The following is a 20,647-nucleotide window of genomic DNA, read 5'->3' on the forward strand; positions in this document are numbered from 1 at the left end:
CATTTCACAAAAGAACTATCTATTTTTTGTTAAACAACCTCATTCTCTTGAATAAAATGAAGTTATCTTTTTTACTTTCCACAACAAAATCACACCATAACCGATGAGATTATCTCATCTAACAATAGCAATAAAATATATTTCTCTCCTTAAAGATACAGATTAGCAAGTTAATATCAAGACTTAAAACTGATAGATTATTTCAAATCACATCATTTTTAAAAGGAAATAAAGAATATCACATACAACTGAAGTTAACTTTAATTAATTTTAAAAGATTAAACACTAAAAAACAATACAATTTCATGCGAAACCACTTAGCTTTATTCTATTTGCTTATTGTGTGTACTACACTACAAGCACAAGTTCACATTCCGTTTCGATTAACCAGTAGTAATAACATTATTCTAAAGACGCTTGTCAATCAAAGAGATAGTTTAGATCTAATGTTTCAATTAGCTATGGACGACGGTGCCATATCTCCAATTAAAACACATGTTATAGAAAGCATAGCGTTTGACTCTAACGATTTTAGCCCTTCAAATCAAGTACAAATTGGCAATTGCTCTTGGTTTAATATTCCATTTGCAAATAATCAATACAGTGGCAAAGAGTCTGACGGCAAGATTGGCATGACCTTGTTTAAAGGAAAGGTGTTAGAAATCGACTATGACAATTCAACATTAATTGCTCATGATCATATACCTGACACGACAGGTTACAGCGAAATTCCCGTAAGCTATAGAAATGGAGCTCTATTCATCGATATAACTACTGAAATAGATAAACACACTTACACTCATCCGTTTTACTTACAATCGGGCTATTCTGGAGCATTGCTTTACGATGATAATTTCTCCGAGCAAAATACCTTACATAACAAACTCACTACCATCAATCAAAAAGAACTAAAAAACTCGTATGGTCAAAGCATCATCACTAATACTGCATTAATTGACAAACTTGAAATAGCAAATTATGAAATAAAGAACGCTAAAGTAGGCTACTTCACTGGTGAACTAAAAAATCAACCTTTTAGCTTATTTGGAGCTGATATGCTCAAGCGATTTAACTGGATAATAAATGCGGATAGAACAATGGCTTGGATCAAACCAAGCAAATATTATGGTGACACATTCTTAGAGCTGTAGTGAATTTGCACGCCTAAAAACAAAAAAGGAGTGCACCTTTGTGTAGGATGCACTCCTTTTCTAGTTTTCAAGAGTTTCGTAATATTCATCAATCAAAAGATCAGAAGATGTAGCGGCTTTGACTGCTAAAACATCACATCTTTCATTCATTGGATGATCGTTGTGTCCTTTTACCCATTGAAAAGAAACGCGGTGTTTTCTGTAAATCTCCAAGAATCTACTCCAAAGGTCAGGGTTCTTTTTGTCCTTATACCCTTTCTTTTCCCAACCAAACACCCATCCTTTCGTTACGGCATCGATCACATACTTTGAGTCGGAAACAACAAGAACTGAAGTCCCTTCATTTTTAAGCATCTCTAAGCCAACAATAACTGCCATTAACTCCATTCGATTATTTGTAGTCAAGCGAAAACCTTGTGACATCTCTTTATATACATTTCGACCAGCCCACTCGAGAATTAGCCCATAGCCACCAGGGCCAGGATTTCCACGAGAGGAACCATCAGTATACAGGATTACTTGAAAATTACTCATCGAACAGCAATTTATCAATAACAATCGGGAAATGTTTATGCTCTAAAACCTGTACTACCTTGGCAATATCCTCCCATGTAGTGCAGTGTTCAACGGAAGACTTTTCCTGAAAAATTATACCTCCTTCATCGTAATGCTCGTTCACATAGTGTATTGTAATTCCCGTTTCTTTCTCCTTATTAGCTAAAACAGCCTCGTGTACGTGGTGACCATACATCCCTTTACCGCCATATTTAGGCAACAAAGCAGGGTGGATATTGATAACTTTGTTAGGATATAACTGGACAAGAGCCTCGGGAAATTTCCATAAAAAACCAGCTAATACTATCAAATCAGGAGAAAAATCAAGTAAAACACGTTGTATCTCTTCCCCATTCAACATTTCTTTATCAAAAATCACTACTGGTACATTTCTTTTTTCCGCTTTTTCTATTACCTTAGCATTTCGGTTATTTACCAGTACAAGGTATTGGTTCGGAATTAATTTTTCGTCAAAATATTTAATAATGTTTTCAACATTAGTTCCTGAACCGGAAGCGAATAGAGCTATTTTTCTCATAAATAATGCGTTAATAGTCAATTATACATATTAGAATCGAGTACAAAAAAAAGAATAATATGTGACAATAAATAGAAAAATAGTTAGAAGTATTAATTATTTTCATAATTTCGCACCGACAATTAACATAGAAAATAAGGTTTTAAAATAAAGTTTTTTATTTTTGCCGAAAGAAATTAAATTTAAAATTAAAGATTATGTCAGACATTGCATCAAGAGTAAAAGCGATTATCGTTGACAAATTAGGTGTTGACGAGAACGAAGTTGTAGCAGAAGCAAGCTTCAATAATGATTTAGGAGCTGATTCTTTAGATACTGTTGAGCTTATCATGGAGTTCGAAAAAGAATTCGACATTCAAATTCCAGACGATCAAGCTGAAAATATCTCTACAGTTGGTCAAGCTATCTCTTATATTGAAGAAGCTAAAAAATAATAACTTAATACCCCACGTGTCTATTTAATAAACACGTGGGCGTTATTATTTTTAAAATGTCAGATAATTTTTAAGTACAAAAAAGGACAGATTGGAAACAATCTAAAAAATACATCAAACAAACTACCCCAATGTTTCCTTTTTGAAAAGTGAAAGTTGGGATTTTTTTTTTACAAACCATAAATTTAAGTTTTATGAAATTAAAGCGAGTTGTTGTAACAGGTTTAGGTGCTCTTACGCCAATTGGAAACAATATTCAAGAATATTGGAACAACCTGATTAATGGAGTTAGCGGAGCTGCACCCATTACATATTTTGACGCTACCAATTTCAAAACTCAGTTTGCGTGCGAGATAAAGAATTTTAACGTAGAGGATTTTATTGAGAGAAAAGAAGCACGAAAAATGGACCGTTATGCACAATATGCTATGGTAAGTGCAGATGAAGCGATCAAAGATTCAGGATTAAATTTAGAAACTATTGATTTAGATAGAGCAGGAGTTATTTGGGGTTCTGGTATTGGAGGATTAGAGACTTTTCAAAATGAAGTAACTAATTTCGTACAAGGAAATGGAATTCCGAAATTCAACCCTTTCTTTATCCCTAAAATGATAGCAGATTTAGCAGGAGGTCATATATCAATGAAGTATGGACTTAGAGGGCCAAACTTTACGACTGTTTCTGCATGTGCATCTTCTACAAATGCAATAATCGATGCGTTTAACTACATTCGCTTAGGTATGGCAGATATCTTCGTAACAGGAGGATCAGAAGCTGCTGTAACAATTGCAGGTATAGGAGGATTCAATGCAATGCACGCATTATCAACGAGAAACGACGACCCACAAACAGCGTCACGTCCAATGGATAATGAGCGTGACGGTTTCGTTTTAGGAGAAGGAGCTGGAGCATTAGTAATTGAAGAATATGAACACGCTGTTGCACGTGGAGCAAAAATCTACTGCGAAATCGGTGGTGGTGGAATGTCTGCAGATGCACACCATTTAACTGCACCTCATCCAGAAGGACTTGGAGCGACAAATGTAATGATCAACTGTTTAAAAGATGCTGGATTAGAAGCTAAAGATGTTGATGTATTAAATATGCATGGTACTTCTACTCCATTAGGAGATATCGCTGAATCTAAAGCAATCTTAAACGTATTTGGAGAACACGCCTATGACATGAACCTAAACTCGACAAAATCGATGACAGGTCACTTATTAGGTGCAGCAGGAGTAATTGAAGCAATCTCAGTTATTCTTTCTATAGAACACGGTATCGTACCTCCAACTATCAACCATTTCACTGATGATGAAAGTATCGATCCTAAACTAAACTTCACTTTCAACAAAGCTCAGAAAAGAGATGTAAAAGTAGGTATGAGTAATACATTTGGATTCGGAGGACACAACGCTTGTGTCTTAGTGAAAAAATTAGAAAACTAAGAATACTCTTATGTTGAGTAAGCTAATAAATAAGATATATAAAAATTCCCGTTCCTCTAATGAAGACGGGAATTTTTGTCGTACAATATTTAAGATTACAGGAATAAAACCTGCTGATCCACAATACTACAAATTAGCCTTCACTCACCGTTCTATGAACATAATAGATACACATGGCAATCCGGTAAACTACGAAAGATTGGAGTTTCTGGGCGATGCTATGTTGGGCTCTATTATCGCTTCTTATCTTTATTTACAGGTGCCTTATGGAGATGAAGGATACTTGACTAAAATGCGTTCTAAAATAGTCAGTCGCGAAAACTTAAATAGTTTAGGCAAAGAACTTGACTTGATCTCACATGTAGAAAGCAAAATGGGTAACCAACAATTTGGTGAGAATATTTATGGCAACCTTTTAGAAGCACTAATTGGCGCAATATACCTCGACTTAGGATACCCAGCATGTGAACGCTTCATCCACGAAAAACTATTGTCGAAAGTAGCTGATATAGAGCAATTAGAAACAAAAATAACAAGCTATAAGAGTCTACTGATAGAATGGTGTCAAAAAAACAAACACACTTTCAAATTTGACACTTTCGAAGAAGACACTGCAGAAGACACAAAGTATTTTGGTGTAAAATTATATATCGACAATAAAGTAATCGCAAGAGCAAGGGCAACTTCTAAGAAGAAAGCAGAAGAAAAAGCCGCGCAAAGGGCTTATTTCGCACTTCAAGAAAAAATTCATAAATAATTAGTAATTCTTCTATATTAACAATTTGATAATAACAAGTTTAACTAATAAACGTTTAAAAAATTATAATTGTTGTATATTTGTATCGTATGAAAGATTCTACGAAAGTTATCAAACTAACATTAGATGATTTTGATATTGAAGATTACAAACTAATAGCGATACACTCTTCTAAAAAAGAAGATTATAAAGTCGTATACTCGATTAATACTACATTAGAATTATTCTTAGTTAAAGAAGAAAAAGATATAACAATTACTACTGATGAGGGCTTCGCCAATTTCCCACACTTTGAATATGAAGATCACGACCATCATATCTTGTGGAAAGTTGTAGCAAACAAGGCATTCATTAAACCTGATACAGATATTGAATCTCCTCTATTTAGTGATAAAAAACACGCTATTACAAAGCAAGGTTACCTTGTGCCCGAACTGAAAAACGTTGATTACTTAATAAAAATAGAAGATACTGATGAATATTTTGACATTGGTATAGTCCTTGAAAAGTTAAACTCAATCAAAATCTTCTCTACTGCCTACGAAGTTAGACAGGAAACAATTAAAAATAGAAAAAACCTAATTTTTTAAAATATGGTAGCACAAAAAAAGACAAAAATCGTTGCAACATTAGGACCTGCTTCAAGTTCGAAAGAAGTGTTGCACAACATGATTAAGGCAGGTGTAAACGTATTTAGAATAAACTTCTCGCACGCAGATTATTCTGACGTACAAGAAAAAATTGATATAATCCGTGAGCTTAACAAAGAGTACGGATATACAACTTCTATCTTAGGAGACTTACAAGGTCCTAAGCTACGTGTCGGTGTTATGGCTGAAGATGTAATAGTTAATCCTGGTGATACTATTACTTTTTCTACGAAAGAAGAGTTCAAAGGTGACGCTCAACGCGTTTACATGAACTATCAACAATTTCCACAAGATGTAAATCCTGGGGAAAGAATTTTATTAGACGACGGAAAATTGATTTTCGAAGTTTTAGAAACAAATAGAAAAGACGAAGTAAAAGCGAAAGTTATTCAAGGAGGTCCTTTGAAATCTAAGAAAGGGGTAAACCTTCCAATGACAAAAGTATCTTTGCCTGCTCTAACGGAAAAAGACATTAGAGATGCTATTTTTGCTATCAAAGCACAAGTAGACTGGATGGCTTTATCTTTTGTTAGAACATCAGCGGATTTACTTGATTTGCAAAACTTAATCAATGAACACTCTGATCACAAAATTCCAATCGTTGCAAAAATCGAAAAACCGGAAGCAGTAAAAAATATCAAAAGTATTGTTACAAGCTGTGATGGTCTAATGGTTGCACGTGGTGACTTAGGAGTAGAAATTCCTGCACAAGAGGTTCCACTAATCCAAAAAGAATTAGTACAAGCTGCAAAAAATGCGCGTATTCCTGTGATTATTGCTACTCAAATGATGGAAACAATGATCTCAAGCTTAACTCCAACAAGAGCAGAGGTAAACGACGTAGCAAACTCTGTCATGGACGGTGCTGATGCGGTGATGCTTTCTGGAGAAACTTCAGTAGGTAGCTACCCTGTACAAGTAATTGAGAAAATGACACAAATTATTCAAAGTGTTGAAAATTCTCCATTGATTAAAGTTCCTCAAAGCCCACCGACAATCAAAACAAATCGCTATATCACTAAAAACATTTGTTATCACGCAGCTTTAATGGCTAATGATATCGAAGCTAAGGCGATTTGTACTTTGACAAACAGTGGATATACAGCATTCCAAATTTCTGCTTGGAGACCAAATAGTAATATCTTAGTATTCTCATCTAACAGACGTATTATTACGCAGTTAAACTTATTATGGGGAGTACAAGCATTCTATTACGACAAGTTTGTAAGTACAGACGAAACAATTGACGACATTAACAATATCGTAATGGAACAAGGTTTTGCAAAAAAAGGAGATATGGTTATTAACCTTGCTGCTATGCCAATCGTTGAAAAAGGTATGGTAAATACTTTAAGAATTTCTGAAGTAAAATAAAAATCTAACTATATTACAACAAAAAGGGGAGTCATTAGACTCCCCTTTTTTATGCTTCTCCCTCCCACTCAGTATAAAACTGAGCTAAAAAGTTTTCCATGTATCGATGGCGACCTTCAGCAAGTTTCAGACCTGTTTTAGTATTCATTAGATCTTTCAACTTAAGTAATTTCTCGTAAAAGTGATTAACACTTGTCCCTTTATGGTTTTTGTACGCTTCTTTCGTCATACCAAAAACAGGGTCAATACTCGGATCGTAAATTACATTATTCTTAAATCCACCATAATTAAATGTACGGGCAATTCCAATAGCTCCTAAAGCATCTAAACGGTCTGCGTCTTGAACTATATCTAATTCATCAGATCGAAACGTTTGATTGAAATTACCCCCTTTAAAAGAGATATTCTCTATACCTAAAACAACGTGATCAATCACATCGGATTCAAACTTTAACTGCTCAAGCAATTTACGCGCTTTAAGCGGTCCAATGGATTCATCACCATCGTGAAACTTACTATCAGCTATATCGTGCAAAAGAGCAATTAACTTAACCACGGTAAGGTTAACTTCACCTTCTTCTTTAGCAATCGTTAAAGCAGTCCGATAAACTCGCTCGATGTGAAACCAATCGTGTCCACTCTCAGCGTTTTCTAACTCTTTCTTTACATAAAGAATTACTTGATCAATTTGTTTGTCCATTTTATTGTGTTGTTTGAGTTGTTTGAGGTTTGTGTTGCTATTTAATCAGCGCTGGACGTACCCATTTAAACACATGCGGCTCACTCTCTACTACCATTCTCTCAGCTACACGAGTCATTCTTGCAGGTAACTTCATTAAGTAGTCACGCGCTTTTTCAGCTTCATCAGTTAAATTAGTTAAATCAGCAATCTTCCAACGTTGAATTAATTTCTCCATAATATCAACATAGTCATGAGCGGTATACACGCCAATACGCTGAGCCGAGTCAGAAAAACGCTCAAAAGCATCACCCATCTTACCACCTGACTCCCTGATAAGGTTTGCAGGCATTGTAATCTTTCTTCTCATCATATCCACGAATGCCAATAACATCTCACTTGCATCTACTTTGAAAATTCTATCGACAAACTCTGAATAAGCATGATGATGACGCATCTCATCTCCAGCAATCAATCTACAAATCTTAGATAGCTTATGATCTCCATATTGCTTAGCTAATTTAGCTACGCGATTATGAGAAACATAAGTAGCTAATTCTTGGAAACTTGTAAACACAAAGTTCTTGTAAGGATCTCTATCTGTACCAGGGTCAAAGCCATCATTCAATAAATGATGCGTAGTAATCTCCACCTCTCTCATGTCCACACGACCAGAAAGGTATAAGTACTTATTCAGCAAATCCCCGTGTCGGTTTTCTTCACCAGTCCAATGGCGAATCCACTTTGCCCAACCATTTCCACCTTCACCTTCTTTTTGTTTCACACCTTCCACATCCATTAACCAAGATTCATAAGTAGGTAGTGCTTCTTCAGTAATAGTATCTCCAACAAGAACTACCCAAAAATCGTAAGGTAATTCTTTTGCGTATTCTCTTAATTCGATGACCTCATCAATAAATTCCTCACTCTCAGAGTCAGGCAATAAATCCGAAGGTTGCCAAATTTTCTCAACTGGAATAAGATAGTTATCAACAAAACTATCTATATTCTTTTCTAAGAAGTGCATCACTTCCAGACGTACGTTTTTAATAGACATAAATAATGATTTATATCCTATACTGCTGCGGGTTTGGTTTAGTTTGTTTGAGCAGATAGGCAGTAATTATTAAACTAATTTTGATTTGATTCTTTCTTCACACTTAGCAAAGATTTCTTCAAATGTATAGTCAGAAACCTTCATAGGTTCATGAGCATATATACTTATATTAGCAAGCATACCAAAAGGAAACTTGCCAAATCGGAATAACTTCCAAGAGTTATTAATCGTCAATGGTACAACATAAGCCTCTGGAGCATACTTAATCAACATCTTCACTCCATTCTCTGAAAAGCGTTTTAGCTTGCCATCTCGACTGCGAGTACCTTCAGGAAAAATTACAGCAGATCGGTTATACTTAGCGATATATTGCCCTAAATCTCTAATTGCTGCAAGAGCCTGTTTAGCATCTTTTCTGTCAATCAACACAGAACCACCATGCTTAAGGTTGTACGAAACACTGGGAAATCCTTTCCCTAACTCCTTCTTACTAACAAATTTTGGATGATTCTTTCTAAAAAACCATATAATCATAGGAATATCAAACATACTTTGATGATTAGATACAAAGATTATTGGTTTATCTGTAGGAAGGTCCTTATGACCTCGAAATTTATAGGTAGTTCCAAGTACGCCAGTAACGAGCATTAACCACCACACCAAGGAATCTACAACTTTTTTATGTGCCTGGTACCCAAATAGATTAAAAGCAATCCATTGAAAAGCTTGAAAAACATATAAGACCACCAGCAACAATACTACAAAGAGTATAGAAAAGGGGATTGATATTATCTTTTGCATTTGCTTATATAGTTAATAAGCAAATATACATTAAAAAAAAGACCACCCTCAGAGGTGGTCTACTTTTTTAGCAATATTCTTGAAAAGCGTCTTTTAAATTCTCAGCAATTACTTCTGCTGGATGCCCTTCGATATGATGTCTTTCTAACATGTGTACTAATTCTCCATCTTTAAATAGAGCCATTGAAGGCGAAGAAGGAGGAAAAGGGAACATATGCTTACGTGCTGCATCTACAGCATCTTTATCTACTCCAGCAAATACAGTGATAATGTTTGCTGGTTTCTTATCTCCTGTAAGGCTCATGATAGCCCCTGGACGTGCATTACGAGCTGCACAACCACAAACAGAATTAACAACTACTAAAGTTGTATCGCCCTTTGCAATTACTGCATCTACTTCTTCTGCTGTATGTAGTGATTCAAATCCTGCATCAACTAATTCTTGACGCATTGGTTTTACTATTTCTTCTGGATACATAATATTTAATCTAAATAGGTTATAAAGCAAAGTTACACATTTTCTTAAAGAAAGGAATAGCACAATTATAAAGAAATGTTATACTTTATATTAGAGCTTATTTCTTGCTTTTTTTCTTCATTTTATTTAACCAAATAAACAAGCCTGTAATAGGCAAACTCGTAGCAATAAGACAGACAATGAAATAGATAAACTTCGAAAAACCACCATAAATATCTCCAAAATGCAATGGTCGAATTGAGGCTGACAACTTCTCTCCTATGCTCTTTTCACTAAATAACTCTTTTCGAATTACCACACCTGTATACTGATCTATAAAAACGCGATCTGTCACTGTTTCGTTGAATCGAGCCAATTCGTTCTTGCTAATCTCAAAACTACCTTCTGCGTTTTTAGGCAGTGTTACAGTTACTGTTCTTGCTTGGTAAGGCAAAGCTTTATCGGCCAAAGCTAATGCATCTTCCAAGCGAATAGATCTACCATCTTCGACAACATTTGATAATGGTTTCACTTCATTTCTTCCTCCAAATACTTTTGTTCCCAGTACCTTGCTCAACCCATCTCTGTACCACTCAAAGGACCAACATAATCCAGTGATTGACAAAACAAATAAAACAGCAAAAGTATAAAAGCCAAGCGTATTGTGTAGATCGTGATTAATTCGCTTCCAATTCGCCTTAAACTTAACTTGAAAGCCTGGTCTAAAACTTTTCCAACCTTTAACTTTTTTGGGTAACCATAGAATCATTCCTGAAATAGATAAAACGATGAAGATGATAGTTGAAACTCCAACTATTGGTCGTCCAATCTTCATATCTAACAACAGCCATCTATGCAACTTAAATACAGTCATAAAGAATTCACTGGCAGGTCCCCTACCCTCACCCAGAACCTCTCCATTATATGGATTAACATAAACTGTTTCTCCACGCTTATCTTTATCAGCAAAAGAAACTGAAAACACATAAGGCTTTATGGCGTTATCTGAAATACTAACACGACTAACTACCCCATTGTATTGTTGCTCAATATCACTTTGCAGCTTATTCAGGCTCACTTTGGTATCACCTACTTCCGCAATCTTATACATACTAGGGGCTAACCATGTTTGTATTTCACTCTTATACGTATAAATAGTCCCTGTTAAACAGACAACAAATAAAATCACAGAGCTACCTATACCCAACCAAAGGTGAATATCATTGATAAATTTTCTGAAAGTATAATGCTTTTTCACATTCATAAAAAGACTTATAAAAAGAACAAACACGATTCTATCATTGTAAAATCGTGTTTGTTATATGTTACTAACTATATTTATCTAAGATGATTAAAATCTATAAGTTAACTGAGCTGCGAAGTTTCTTGGAGCAATCTCATTAATATATCCACCTCTATAATATGAAGTATAACCAATCTGATCAAACATATTATTTGCAAATACTTTAATACTTGCGTTCTTATATGTATAACCGATCTGTGCATTTACAGTTGTATATTCTGGCATATCAAATGGGCGTCTATTCACATAAGAACCGTGACCATCAGAAGTTCTTGCATATTCGTTAACTGGGCGTTTTCCAACATAGTAAACTCCTAATCCTAATGAAAGACCATTCAGTTTACCGTCGTTAAACTTATAATTGATCCAACCATTCGCACTGTGCTCTGGTGCATTCATTGGAGCTGATCCGTCTACGTAATTAGGACTATCTTGGTATCTTGCTACAAGGTTAGCATACCCAAGCATAACTTCAAGGTTATTAGTAATCTTACCGTTAATCTCTAATTCAAAACCGTTTCTCTTAAGACTACCCACTTTGTCATAAAGGCCTGTTCCTTTACCATTCTCATCAATTACCTCAGCTAATAAGTTATCTTGAGTAATGAAGTAATAACTAAAGTTTACCCCTAAGTGGTCGTTAAACCAGTTTGATTTAAATCCAAACTCAAATTGATCTGTATCTTGTGGTCCTGCGAATCCACCATCGTGCATCTTATAGTTTGATTGTCTTAAACTACTTGTTGTAGTATATGAAGCAAACGTACTGATGTTTTCTTGTGGTTTGAAGATTAAACCAACTGCTGGGTTCCATCTTTCTACAGTTGCACCTTCTGTTACATTTCCATTTAGACGACTGTATCTAATACCCAATAAAGCACTTAATTTATCACCAATCTGGATATAATCCTGTGCCATAAAACCATAAGTTGGTGTTACAGATTTACTGTATGGTCCTTTCTTAGCAGGACGATACTCTAAACCTTCTGGTTTCTGGTTGTTAATATCTTCTAAGACATTGATATTATCTTGATATAAAACACCATTCAAGTACGCTTCATATCCGTGAGTTTCTAAGCGATTCTCTCTATAATCAAAACCAACTTGGAAAGTGTGTTTCAACATACCTGTGAAGATATCCTTACCGATGAAATCAACTTGAATAACAGAGTTTCTATCATCGCGATCAGAACGGCCAATAGTACGCTTTCTATTAGCAAACTCACTAAAGTCAGTGATTGCCTCTTGTTTTTTGTGTAATGCAATAGATGAATCTTCAGTATCTGTTTTATAGATTGAGTTAACAGAAGAAAATCTAAAGCTCAATTTCTCTGTCAATTGTCTTTCAAAACGCGCAACATAGTTCAGAGATTGTACATTCATATTATCTTGCTTATAACCTAAGAAGCGGTTATGCGGCATTTCTAATAATTTATCTGTATAATCAGGACCTAAATTAACAGTACCTCTATCTGGTGTATAGTCACCATATAGATAATCCATTTCTAAAGTTAACTTCGTTTTATCGTCAATTTTCCAAGACAAAGATGGGTTAACGTAAAAATGCTCGTTATCTACAAATGTTCTCCATCCGTCGTTGCGCTCATAAGCACCATTAAAACGGAAAGACAACGTTTCTTTCTTATCTAATACTTGCTCAATATCAAGTGTTGGACGAACTTGTCCATAACTTCCTGTACGGAAACCAATTTCTCTCTTATTCTGGAAGTTTGGTGTTTTAGTTACTAAGTTAATCACACCCCCAGCAGCACCTAATCCATTACCTATTCCCTGTAGAATAGCAGCTGAACCTTTTATTACCTCAAGACTCTCTACACCTTGCATATCCGCAATCGCAGAAGCTGTTCTAAAGTCCGAATCCATAGCTACACCATTTCTCAAAACTGGTGTACCACGGAAACCGCGAATTGACATACTTTCTTTTACTCCACCATAACTTGCAAACTGAGTAACCCCAGCTACGTTACGAGCAGCATCTGTAATAGACAAAGCTCCTTGCTCTTTTATAATGTGATCAGAAACAATACTGATTGACTGAACTTGATCTTGTAAACCAAGTGGTAATCTTGTCAAATACTGTAGTTTTTTTACATTTTTATTTGATCGACCATAAACAGTAATATTAGCTAACTGCCCATCGTTTACTAACAAAAAGTTAGCAACCTCATCTTTCTTAGAAAAATTAAACTCTCTCACAGATGATGAAAAACCAACAAATGAAGCTTTAATAGATTGCTTTCCTTGAGGTACATCTTTTAGAATATATTCTCCATTCGCATCTGTTTGCGTCGTTATATTAGTATTCTCGATATAAATTGTTGCAAATGGCAAGGGTTTATTGACTTCATCAACAACTCTACCTTTAATGGTAGAAGATTGTGCCAATCCTACCACAGAACAACAAGCACTAAAAATAATTGTAGCAATAGTTCTCATTTAAAAATGTATTATTTAGACTGATTTAACTGAATGCAAAAGTAAACTGATTCTAAATAATTAACAAATCTTATTAAGACTTTATTTAAATAAAATATAAAATAACAAACTAAATCATATACGACACTATACTTAATCCTACTATTTACATAGGATAATTGTAAAAAACAATGAAATTCTAAGAAAAGAAAAAACACAATAAAAAGTAAAAATCATCAAAGACAATTTCAATTCATTCTCAATTAAAACATAAAATATTACAAGAATGAAATCTCCTACTCATCAAAAAAAGTAGAAAGCATCTTCCAAGTGATCGATAGAAAACTCATTATTCACTGCGTGAATAGCAATAATATCAAATCTAACTTCCTCCTCTCGAGAGTTCAATTCAATATAAGCATCTGCTGCAGTTAAAAGTCGTTTAATCTTATGGCGTTTTACAAATTCTTGAGGGAGCCCAAACTCGAGCGAACTTCGAGTCTTAACTTCTATAAAAACTAATACACCGTTGTATAAAGCGATAATGTCAATTTCTTTATCTTGAAATCTCCAATTTCGCTCTAAGTACTCCACAGCAAGTTCCTCACCTAACTTGCCAAGTTCATTGTGTTCAGCCATAACAGATAATTTTAAATATTTAGTTCCACTCCACTTGCTTTTATATTCAAACTAACTACAGCTCCCATTCTCAAAGCTCTATTTTCAACACCATGTCCTGATGGAAAATCGAACACTACAGGAAAATCATACTGAGCGACAAGACTTTTAATAATTTGAATGGCATCATAACCAAATGGAATTGCATTATCATGCATATCTGTCATTCCACCAACAATCATACCTTTTAACCCTTTTAGAAGACCATTTCTATCTAAATTGTGCATCATGCGATCTACGTGGTACAAATACTCATCTAAATCCTCGATAAACAATATCTTATCCTTCGTTTCAATACTCGATCTTGAGCCCAACAGACTATAGATGATTGAGAGATTACCGCCAACAAGCTCACCTTTTGCCTCACCGAGAATATTTGCGCTATGATGACCTACAACATAGCGGATTGGCTTGCCAAACAAAGAAGCATACAAACTGTCTTTAGACTCTTGGGTTGCTTTGGGAACGCTAAAAGCCATAATGCCGTGTAAGGTTTGAACCCCAAGGTTGTGCACATGACAATGCAGAACAGTAACATCGCTAAAACCGATAATCCACTTGGGATTAGCCATTAATAAATCAAAGTCGATTGCATCCACGATGCGGACAGTACCATATCCACCTCGTGCACACCAGATAGCCTTAACAGATTCGTCAGCTAACTGCTTGTTGAAATCCGCAGCTCGCTCTTTATCACTCCCCCCTAATTGGAAATTATCAAGGCCAATAGTATCGCCAAGTACGGGTACCAATCCCCAACTTTGTAGTAACTCAATAGCAGGTTGTGCTTCTTCTCTGCTGAATTTTCTCGCTGTACAAACAATTGCAACTTTATCTCCTTCTTTTAAATATGCAGGTTTAATCATTTTCTTTTTAATAATCATTGTTAAAAATCAAAAGCCAACTGTATAGCTATTGGCTTTTTTCTCTCCTCTGTATTGAGATTGGATACTGTAACTCCAATCAAGCGAACAGAGTCTTTTAGTTTCTCTTGGTATAATAAATCTTTTACTATATCGCGAATAATAGCCGCATCGGCAATAAAATACGGAACTGTTTTACTCCTTGTCTGCTGCAAAAAATCAGCATACTTAATCTTCAAGGTAATCGTCTTACCAGCGACATTTACTTTCTTTAACCGCAATACGAGTTCTTCCACTATCACTTCCAGTTTATCCATCAAAAAAACTTCTGAAGACAAATTCTCATCAAATGTCCGCTCTGTTCCCACAGATTTCATAACTCGATTTGGACGAACTTCCGAAGTTTGTATTCCCCTAACTAAGTGATAATACTCAGCCCCTGATTTTCCAAAGTGTTCACTTAAAAAGGCTTCACTTTTCTCTTTTAAATCCCTTCCGGTAAAAATTCCTAAATGATACATCTTCTCAGCAGTTTTCTTACCTATACCAAAAAACTTCTTTATCTCTAAGGCCTCTAAGAAAGGAATCACTTCCTCAGGCTCTATCGTCTTTTGTCCATTTGGTTTATTGTAGTCACTTGCAATCTTCGCTAAAAACTTATTAATAGAAATTCCAGCAGATGCGGTTAGCTGTAAGCGCTCGAAAATCTTTTGTCTAATCTCATAAGCAATTAAAGTAGCACTCGGGCAACCTATTTTATTTTGAGTAACATCCAGAAAAGCCTCATCTAATGCTAATGGTTCCACGAGATCAGTATATTCATAGAAGATACTTCGAATTTCTTTGGATATCTCCTTATAGCGATCGAATCGCGGTTTGACAAAGATTAAATCTGGGCAATTTCGCTTCGCTTGAGCACCACTAATAGCACTTCTAACGCCAAACTTTCTTGCTTCATAACTCGCTGCTGCAACTACTCCTCTCTCACCACTACCACCCACAGCAATAGGTTTTCCTCTCAGTTCAGGAAAATCCAATTGCTCTACCGATGCGTAAAAAGCATCCATGTCGATATGTATAATCTTTCGATCCATCTAACACAAATGTACTATTCAAATGAGTATGAAAGTTAAAATTTATCCTAAAAAAGGCCAATATTTTTAATCGAATGCTTACTTATAGGAGTAAGATTTTTATAAATTTGTAGGAGCTATGAAGAAAACCGTTAAAATATTAAAATTATACCCCTTAAGATCTTATTTATTTTATAGTTTCTTTATACTAATCTGTTTTACAAACAATATGTAGTTAAAAACGAAAAAAATGAATGAATTTTTAATACAAGCTTTTATATTTCTATTTGCTGCTGTAATCTGTGTACTTATCTCAAAGAAATTAGGTATGGGGTCTGTCTTAGGATACCTATTTGCAGGAGTATTAATCGGCCCTTTTGTTTTGCAATTTGTCGGAAAAGACGGTGCTGATATTATGCATGCAACTGAGTTTGGAGTAGTTATGATGTTATTCCTTGTGGGATTAGAATTAGACCCAAAGGAGTTCTGGAAAATAAAAAATGAAATTATTGGTTTAGGTACTGCTCAGCTTGTTGGAACCACAACAATTGTAACAGCCATAGCACATTGGGGGTTAAATATGACTTTAGGAACCTCTCTGACGCTTGGGTTTATTATAACCATGTCTTCTACCGCGATCATCTTACAAACAATATCTGAACGAGGTTTAAACCAATCCAATGCAGGTAAATCGAGTTTTGCCGTATTACTGTTTCAGGATATAGCTGTTATCCCAATGATGGCTATTATTCCCTTATTAGCAGTATCAGCCAAAACGCCAATAGAAACCGGAACGGGTAGCTGGTTAGATGGAGCTCCTGTGTTTATGAAGACCTTAGCGATATTAGGTGCGATTTCTATTATTTTCCTTGTTGGAAATTATATTGTTAATCCATTGTTCAAATCAGTAGGTAGACTCAAAATTAGAGAGATATACACAGCCTCTGCTTTACTTTTAGTTATTGGGGTTGCAATATTGATGCAAGCGGTAGGACTTTCTCCTGCCTTAGGAGCTTTTATAGCAGGTATTGTACTGGCAAATAATCCTTACAAACACCAATTAGAAAGTGACATAGAACCTTTCAAAGCACTGCTTCTGGGTATTTTCTTTATTGCTGTTGGTTCGACAATCAACTTTGATATCATTGTCAATGAGCCTTTAATCATCTTAGCTTTATTAGTCAGTGTGATGTCCATCAAAGCGATTGTATTACTCGCAATCGGTAAATGGAAAAAATTCCCTAACGATCAGTCCTTCTTATTCGCTATTCTACTTTCTCAAATAGGAGAATTTGCCTTTGTAATTTTGGCTTTGGCCAAAACAATCAACTTAGTAAATCAACAGTGGTACGACTATATGTTAGCTACTACAGCGCTATCAATGGTCGTTACACCAATCTTACTCCTTTTAAACGAAAAGTGGATTGCCCCTTATCTTGGGTTAACACCGTCAACTAAAGAAAGTCAAGAATACGATGACTTAACACATATCAGTGCAGAAAAGAAAATTGTAATTGCTGGATTTGGAGATTTTGGAAATACAATAGGACGATTATTACAAGCAAATGACATACCTACATTAGTACTCGACAATGATGCTGAAAGAGTTGATCACTTGCGCAAGCTTGGCTTTAATGTTTACTATGGAGACGCAACGTCCATTAACATCTTGAAATCTATTGGACTTGATCAAGCAGATTATGTGATTGCCGCTATGGATCCTCCTGAAGTTAATCAGCAACTTGTAGAGGTCATCCGCAAGAATTTTCCAAATGTCGAAATAATCGTACGCGCCAAAAATAGAAAGAATGCATACGAATACTTACAAGACGGCTTAACTGAAGTATATAGAGAAACCTTCTTTACAGCGGTATACGTCGGAGCAGTAATGCTTGAAAAACTTGGCTTTAGTCACGAAGAAGCAAGGCAACAAAGCGAATTATTTATCAATAGCGATAGAAAGTCCCTGAGAAAATTAGCAAAGAATATCCACAACTTAGAGGACTATATAAATGTCTCGAGAATTGAATTTGCTGAACAATCAGAACTTCTAAAACAGAAACTATCTGAGAAAAGAAATAACCCAAAGAACAATTCATAATGAATAAACAGCCCTATTGATTGATAGGGCTGTTTTATTTACATACACACCCATCATACAAGAGTCTAACTTTGCTCTTATAAAGAAGATCTCTTGTCAATACTCCTTAAAAAAAGCAGTGATATTCTCTATGAAGAGTATCACTGCTTTTTCTTTATATGCGAATAGATATTAATTATATCCTATTTCTTGTCTTTCTGTATGTCTGTATCACTTTTCCCTGTTAAATTGTTCGGATTCTCAACAACACCAGAAGAAGTCGGCAAGAAAAACTCCATTGGAAAACTCTTAAAGTGTCTCCAGGTTACACGAGCAAGGTCTTTTGTCTCCTTAAAGGGTATATTACGCGAACGGAAGGCCAATAGCAAAGACAAACTAAAACTTACCATAAAGTTCATAAAACCAATCATCCACATTCCTATAAAAGCCCATACAAGCATTTCAACTGGCGCAGCAAAACCAGATCCATAAAGACCTAAAGCAATATTACCACTCACAAAGGTAATGTGGCGAATGTCAATTCCCAGTCCTAAAAAAGCACCAATAGTACCACAAGTACCCATAAAGACTCCAAACCAAACGTTAGATACCATACCAGGCCACTTAGTATCTACCCAGTTTGCCAACTTAGCAGTACGTTTTGGTCCAAGATTTCTCTTCAACCAAGGGTGTTCTTGAATGCGGTAAAGTACTTTATTGTGTTTGTTTCTATTGGAAACATTTCCAGAAATAATACCCGATAAAAATAAGAAGATACCAGCAATACCAGCGTGAAATAAGGCTCTCGAAGCAAACGGATCTGTATCGACAAGCATCTTAGTCCACTCCTCTTGAGTACCCACAATATTCACTCCAAACAATTGGTCTATCCCCCATATTAAAAACAATGCAACTGGAAAAGCCAAAATTACGTTTCCTACAAAAGCGATAAACTGAGAGCGAAACAAACGCGCAAATAATTTAGCAAAACCAAGGTGTTTGTCATCGCTATCGATATGTTGTTTTCTACCATCTTCAATAGCCTTAATAATCGTTGCGGCAGTCATTGCTGGCTGCTTTGTAGCTAAAGTAAAACCGAGTAAATAAATAAGACAGAAACCAAATGCATAATTCAAACTATATAGCATCGCTTCACCGAAATTACTAACATCTGCATGGTGAGCAAATACTTTGAAAATACACAAGAATCCTACGACAATTCCGGCTCCCATTGACCCTCTAAACATGTGCCAATACTCCCTCGGAGAATTAGTAATATAGTGCTCTCCTGTCTTAGCTGTATGCTGCGTTATTTCATAAGAAATCAATTGGGTACTCTCTTTTATCAGCCCTGTTACATTGTACTTATAACAGTTATACTTCACCAACCTCCTTGCCAACTCGATAGTATTGGTTTGTCTTTCTACCACAACATCTTCCTTCACTACTAACAGAGAAATCAATACATACACACGTTGCAATTGCTGACGAAGACGCAACAAGCTTTGATTTACTTTAATTGAGATACCGTACTTAGAGCTATTCTTGAATGCCTGATTGACAAATTCCTGACACTGTTTATGTAAAATCAGAATCTGCTTATAGCTCATGTCACTCTCATGCAGAACCTTAATCTCGTCGTTTAGGAAAGCCTCTAATACACTGCTAAACTCGATTTCCAAAGCCCTAAAAGGACTTTCTAAATGGGAGTACTCCGGCACCATATTGATTATATAGCTCTCCATAGCACGTCCACTCATCCTTTGAGTAATAATATCAATAGAATTTAGCAACTCGTTTAAGACTGTTCCCTCTTTATTACTGACAAATAAATCGTTGAACTCAAGTAATCCGAACAATTCCAACAACTGTTCTACGGGAATCATATCTACCCATTCTGCATCGGTATGCTTATAGAAAACTTGATTCAACACATATTCGTAAGTTCCTTTCTCAGGCTGATATGGAAGTACTTTTGCCCACAAACGCTTTTTTACCTCACTAAAAAATTCAGAATCTTGTAGAATCCCTGCATCCGAAACCATTCGGCTGAAATAGCGATTAGACAATAACTCTTTAAGATAAACAGAAATAGCAGCACGTTCGGTATCGTGTGTTTTTAAATATGAAACTAATGCATCAATGGATACACGTTTTATTTTCTTTACATTTTTAGGTCTAAAAATATGAACTAAATCAACGATAAAAAGTAAGTCGTCAGTAGCGTATACCTTCCCGTCTATCACATATTTATTAAACAATTCTTCAACTCCATGAGGAGATTGTAACATGTGTCTTAACTTCATTCGAATA

Annotated in this window: 19 protein-coding genes; 7 read left to right on the forward strand and 12 right to left on the reverse strand. The window is 35.5% G+C overall.

All coding sequences use genetic code 11. The features are described 5' to 3' along the window. Positions 1–305 precede the first annotated feature (305 nt). A complete protein-coding gene (locus tag GJV76_RS05260; protein ID WP_155091590.1) occupies positions 306–1,151 on the forward strand; it encodes a hypothetical protein in 846 nt (281 codons plus the stop codon). Between the two features lie 60 nt (positions 1,152–1,211). Here the strand turns inward: GJV76_RS05260 and rnhA are convergent, their stop codons facing one another. Beyond that, the gene (gene rnhA, locus GJV76_RS05265; RefSeq protein WP_155091591.1) at positions 1,212–1,685 is read right to left on the reverse strand and encodes a ribonuclease HI; all 474 of its coding nucleotides are present in this window, start codon (positions 1,683–1,685) and stop codon (positions 1,212–1,214) included. Continuing rightward, entirely contained in the window at positions 1,678–2,244 is a 567-nt protein-coding gene (gene purN, locus GJV76_RS05270; protein ID WP_155091592.1) for a phosphoribosylglycinamide formyltransferase, read from the reverse strand. The genes rnhA and purN overlap by 8 nt, the downstream gene beginning before the upstream one ends. A gap of 197 nt (positions 2,245–2,441) precedes the next feature. Between purN and GJV76_RS05275 the strand changes: the two genes are divergently transcribed. From GJV76_RS05275 to pyk, 5 genes are all read left to right on the forward strand, one after another. After that, entirely contained in the window at positions 2,442–2,678 is a 237-nt protein-coding gene (locus GJV76_RS05275; RefSeq protein ID WP_155035668.1) for an acyl carrier protein, read from the forward strand. 194 nt (positions 2,679–2,872) lie between these two features. After that, the gene (fabF, locus tag GJV76_RS05280; protein ID WP_155091593.1) at positions 2,873–4,126 is read left to right on the forward strand and encodes a beta-ketoacyl-ACP synthase II; all 1,254 of its coding nucleotides are present in this window, start codon (positions 2,873–2,875) and stop codon (positions 4,124–4,126) included. 10 nt (positions 4,127–4,136) lie between these two features. Then, the gene (gene rnc, locus GJV76_RS05285) at positions 4,137–4,883 is read left to right on the forward strand and encodes a ribonuclease III (protein WP_155091594.1); all 747 of its coding nucleotides are present in this window, start codon (positions 4,137–4,139) and stop codon (positions 4,881–4,883) included. A gap of 89 nt (positions 4,884–4,972) precedes the next feature. Further along, positions 4,973–5,473 (forward strand): IPExxxVDY family protein, encoded by a 501-nt coding sequence (locus GJV76_RS05290; protein WP_155091595.1) that lies wholly within the window; start codon positions 4,973–4,975, stop codon positions 5,471–5,473. 3 nt (positions 5,474–5,476) lie between these two features. Beyond that, positions 5,477–6,907, forward strand: coding sequence for a pyruvate kinase (gene pyk, locus GJV76_RS05295; RefSeq protein ID WP_155091596.1), 1,431 nt, complete (start codon positions 5,477–5,479; stop codon positions 6,905–6,907). Between the two features lie 49 nt (positions 6,908–6,956). Here the strand turns inward: pyk and GJV76_RS05300 are convergent, their stop codons facing one another. From GJV76_RS05300 to dinB, 9 genes are all read right to left on the reverse strand, one after another. Continuing rightward, positions 6,957–7,607 carry an HD domain-containing protein gene (locus GJV76_RS05300; protein WP_155091597.1) on the reverse strand — a complete coding sequence of 217 codons (651 nt, stop codon included), beginning with the start codon at positions 7,605–7,607 and terminating at the stop codon, positions 6,957–6,959. Between the two features lie 37 nt (positions 7,608–7,644). Beyond that, complete coding sequence (locus GJV76_RS05305) at positions 7,645–8,643, reverse strand: acyl-ACP desaturase (RefSeq protein WP_155091598.1); 999 nt, start codon at positions 8,641–8,643, stop codon at positions 7,645–7,647. A gap of 69 nt (positions 8,644–8,712) precedes the next feature. Next, on the reverse strand, positions 8,713–9,444 hold the full coding sequence (locus GJV76_RS05310) for a lysophospholipid acyltransferase family protein (protein ID WP_155091599.1): 732 nt from the start codon (positions 9,442–9,444) through the stop codon (positions 8,713–8,715). Between the two features lie 67 nt (positions 9,445–9,511). Continuing rightward, entirely contained in the window at positions 9,512–9,922 is a 411-nt protein-coding gene (locus GJV76_RS05315) for a BrxA/BrxB family bacilliredoxin (RefSeq protein WP_155091600.1), read from the reverse strand. A 97-nt stretch (positions 9,923–10,019) separates the two neighbouring features. Then, positions 10,020–11,165 (reverse strand): PepSY-associated TM helix domain-containing protein, encoded by a 1,146-nt coding sequence (locus GJV76_RS05320; protein WP_155091601.1) that lies wholly within the window; start codon positions 11,163–11,165, stop codon positions 10,020–10,022. Positions 11,166–11,252: 87 nt separating this feature from the next. Further along, entirely contained in the window at positions 11,253–13,661 is a 2,409-nt protein-coding gene (locus GJV76_RS05325) for a TonB-dependent receptor (RefSeq protein ID WP_155091602.1), read from the reverse strand. A gap of 282 nt (positions 13,662–13,943) precedes the next feature. Next, on the reverse strand, positions 13,944–14,279 hold the full coding sequence (locus tag GJV76_RS05330) for a YraN family protein (protein WP_155091603.1): 336 nt from the start codon (positions 14,277–14,279) through the stop codon (positions 13,944–13,946). Between the two features lie 11 nt (positions 14,280–14,290). Beyond that, positions 14,291–15,184 (reverse strand): S66 peptidase family protein, encoded by an 894-nt coding sequence (locus GJV76_RS05335; RefSeq protein ID WP_155091604.1) that lies wholly within the window; start codon positions 15,182–15,184, stop codon positions 14,291–14,293. Positions 15,185–15,204: 20 nt separating this feature from the next. Further along, complete coding sequence (gene dinB / locus GJV76_RS05340) at positions 15,205–16,275, reverse strand: DNA polymerase IV (RefSeq protein WP_155091605.1); 1,071 nt, start codon at positions 16,273–16,275, stop codon at positions 15,205–15,207. A gap of 229 nt (positions 16,276–16,504) precedes the next feature. Between dinB and GJV76_RS05345 the strand changes: the two genes are divergently transcribed. After that, positions 16,505–18,355: a monovalent cation:proton antiporter-2 (CPA2) family protein gene (locus GJV76_RS05345; protein WP_155091606.1), complete on the forward strand. Its 1,851-nt coding sequence runs from the start codon at positions 16,505–16,507 to the stop codon at positions 18,353–18,355. Positions 18,356–18,537: 182 nt separating this feature from the next. Here GJV76_RS05345 and GJV76_RS05350 read toward each other — a convergent pair whose 3' ends face one another. Continuing rightward, positions 18,538–20,625, reverse strand: coding sequence for a recombinase (locus tag GJV76_RS05350; protein WP_155091627.1), 2,088 nt, complete (start codon positions 20,623–20,625; stop codon positions 18,538–18,540). Positions 20,626–20,647: the final 22 nt, after the last annotated feature.

The sequence above is a fragment of the Myroides albus genome, from assembly GCF_009711045.1.
GTDB lineage: Bacteria > Bacteroidota > Bacteroidia > Flavobacteriales > Flavobacteriaceae > Flavobacterium > Flavobacterium album_A.

What these genes read in the sequence shown, in the direction of transcription:
- GJV76_RS05315 (WP_155091600.1), bottom strand. Translation starts at nt 9,922, where the DNA reads ATGTATCCAGAAGAAATAGTAAAACCAATGCGTCAAGAATTAGTTGAT.
- GJV76_RS05310 (WP_155091599.1), bottom strand. Translation starts at nt 9,444, where the DNA reads ATGCAAAAGATAATATCAATCCCCTTTTCTATACTCTTTGTAGTATTG.
- fabF (WP_155091593.1), top strand. Translation starts at nt 2,873, where the DNA reads ATGAAATTAAAGCGAGTTGTTGTAACAGGTTTAGGTGCTCTTACGCCA.
- dinB (WP_155091605.1), bottom strand. Translation starts at nt 16,275, where the DNA reads ATGGATCGAAAGATTATACATATCGACATGGATGCTTTTTACGCATCG.
- GJV76_RS05260 (WP_155091590.1), top strand. Translation starts at nt 306, where the DNA reads ATGCGAAACCACTTAGCTTTATTCTATTTGCTTATTGTGTGTACTACA.
- GJV76_RS05335 (WP_155091604.1), bottom strand. Translation starts at nt 15,184, where the DNA reads ATGATTAAACCTGCATATTTAAAAGAAGGAGATAAAGTTGCAATTGTT.
- GJV76_RS05300 (WP_155091597.1), bottom strand. Translation starts at nt 7,607, where the DNA reads ATGGACAAACAAATTGATCAAGTAATTCTTTATGTAAAGAAAGAGTTA.
- GJV76_RS05305 (WP_155091598.1), bottom strand. Translation starts at nt 8,643, where the DNA reads ATGTCTATTAAAAACGTACGTCTGGAAGTGATGCACTTCTTAGAAAAG.
- GJV76_RS05330 (WP_155091603.1), bottom strand. Translation starts at nt 14,279, where the DNA reads ATGGCTGAACACAATGAACTTGGCAAGTTAGGTGAGGAACTTGCTGTG.
- purN (WP_155091592.1), bottom strand. Translation starts at nt 2,244, where the DNA reads ATGAGAAAAATAGCTCTATTCGCTTCCGGTTCAGGAACTAATGTTGAA.
- GJV76_RS05325 (WP_155091602.1), bottom strand. Translation starts at nt 13,661, where the DNA reads ATGAGAACTATTGCTACAATTATTTTTAGTGCTTGTTGTTCTGTGGTA.
- GJV76_RS05345 (WP_155091606.1), top strand. Translation starts at nt 16,505, where the DNA reads ATGAATGAATTTTTAATACAAGCTTTTATATTTCTATTTGCTGCTGTA.
- GJV76_RS05350 (WP_155091627.1), bottom strand. Translation starts at nt 20,625, where the DNA reads ATGTTACAATCTCCTCATGGAGTTGAAGAATTGTTTAATAAATATGTG.
- GJV76_RS05320 (WP_155091601.1), bottom strand. Translation starts at nt 11,165, where the DNA reads ATGAATGTGAAAAAGCATTATACTTTCAGAAAATTTATCAATGATATT.
- rnc (WP_155091594.1), top strand. Translation starts at nt 4,137, where the DNA reads ATGTTGAGTAAGCTAATAAATAAGATATATAAAAATTCCCGTTCCTCT.
- GJV76_RS05290 (WP_155091595.1), top strand. Translation starts at nt 4,973, where the DNA reads ATGAAAGATTCTACGAAAGTTATCAAACTAACATTAGATGATTTTGAT.
- pyk (WP_155091596.1), top strand. Translation starts at nt 5,477, where the DNA reads ATGGTAGCACAAAAAAAGACAAAAATCGTTGCAACATTAGGACCTGCT.
- GJV76_RS05275 (WP_155035668.1), top strand. Translation starts at nt 2,442, where the DNA reads ATGTCAGACATTGCATCAAGAGTAAAAGCGATTATCGTTGACAAATTA.
- rnhA (WP_155091591.1), bottom strand. Translation starts at nt 1,685, where the DNA reads ATGAGTAATTTTCAAGTAATCCTGTATACTGATGGTTCCTCTCGTGGA.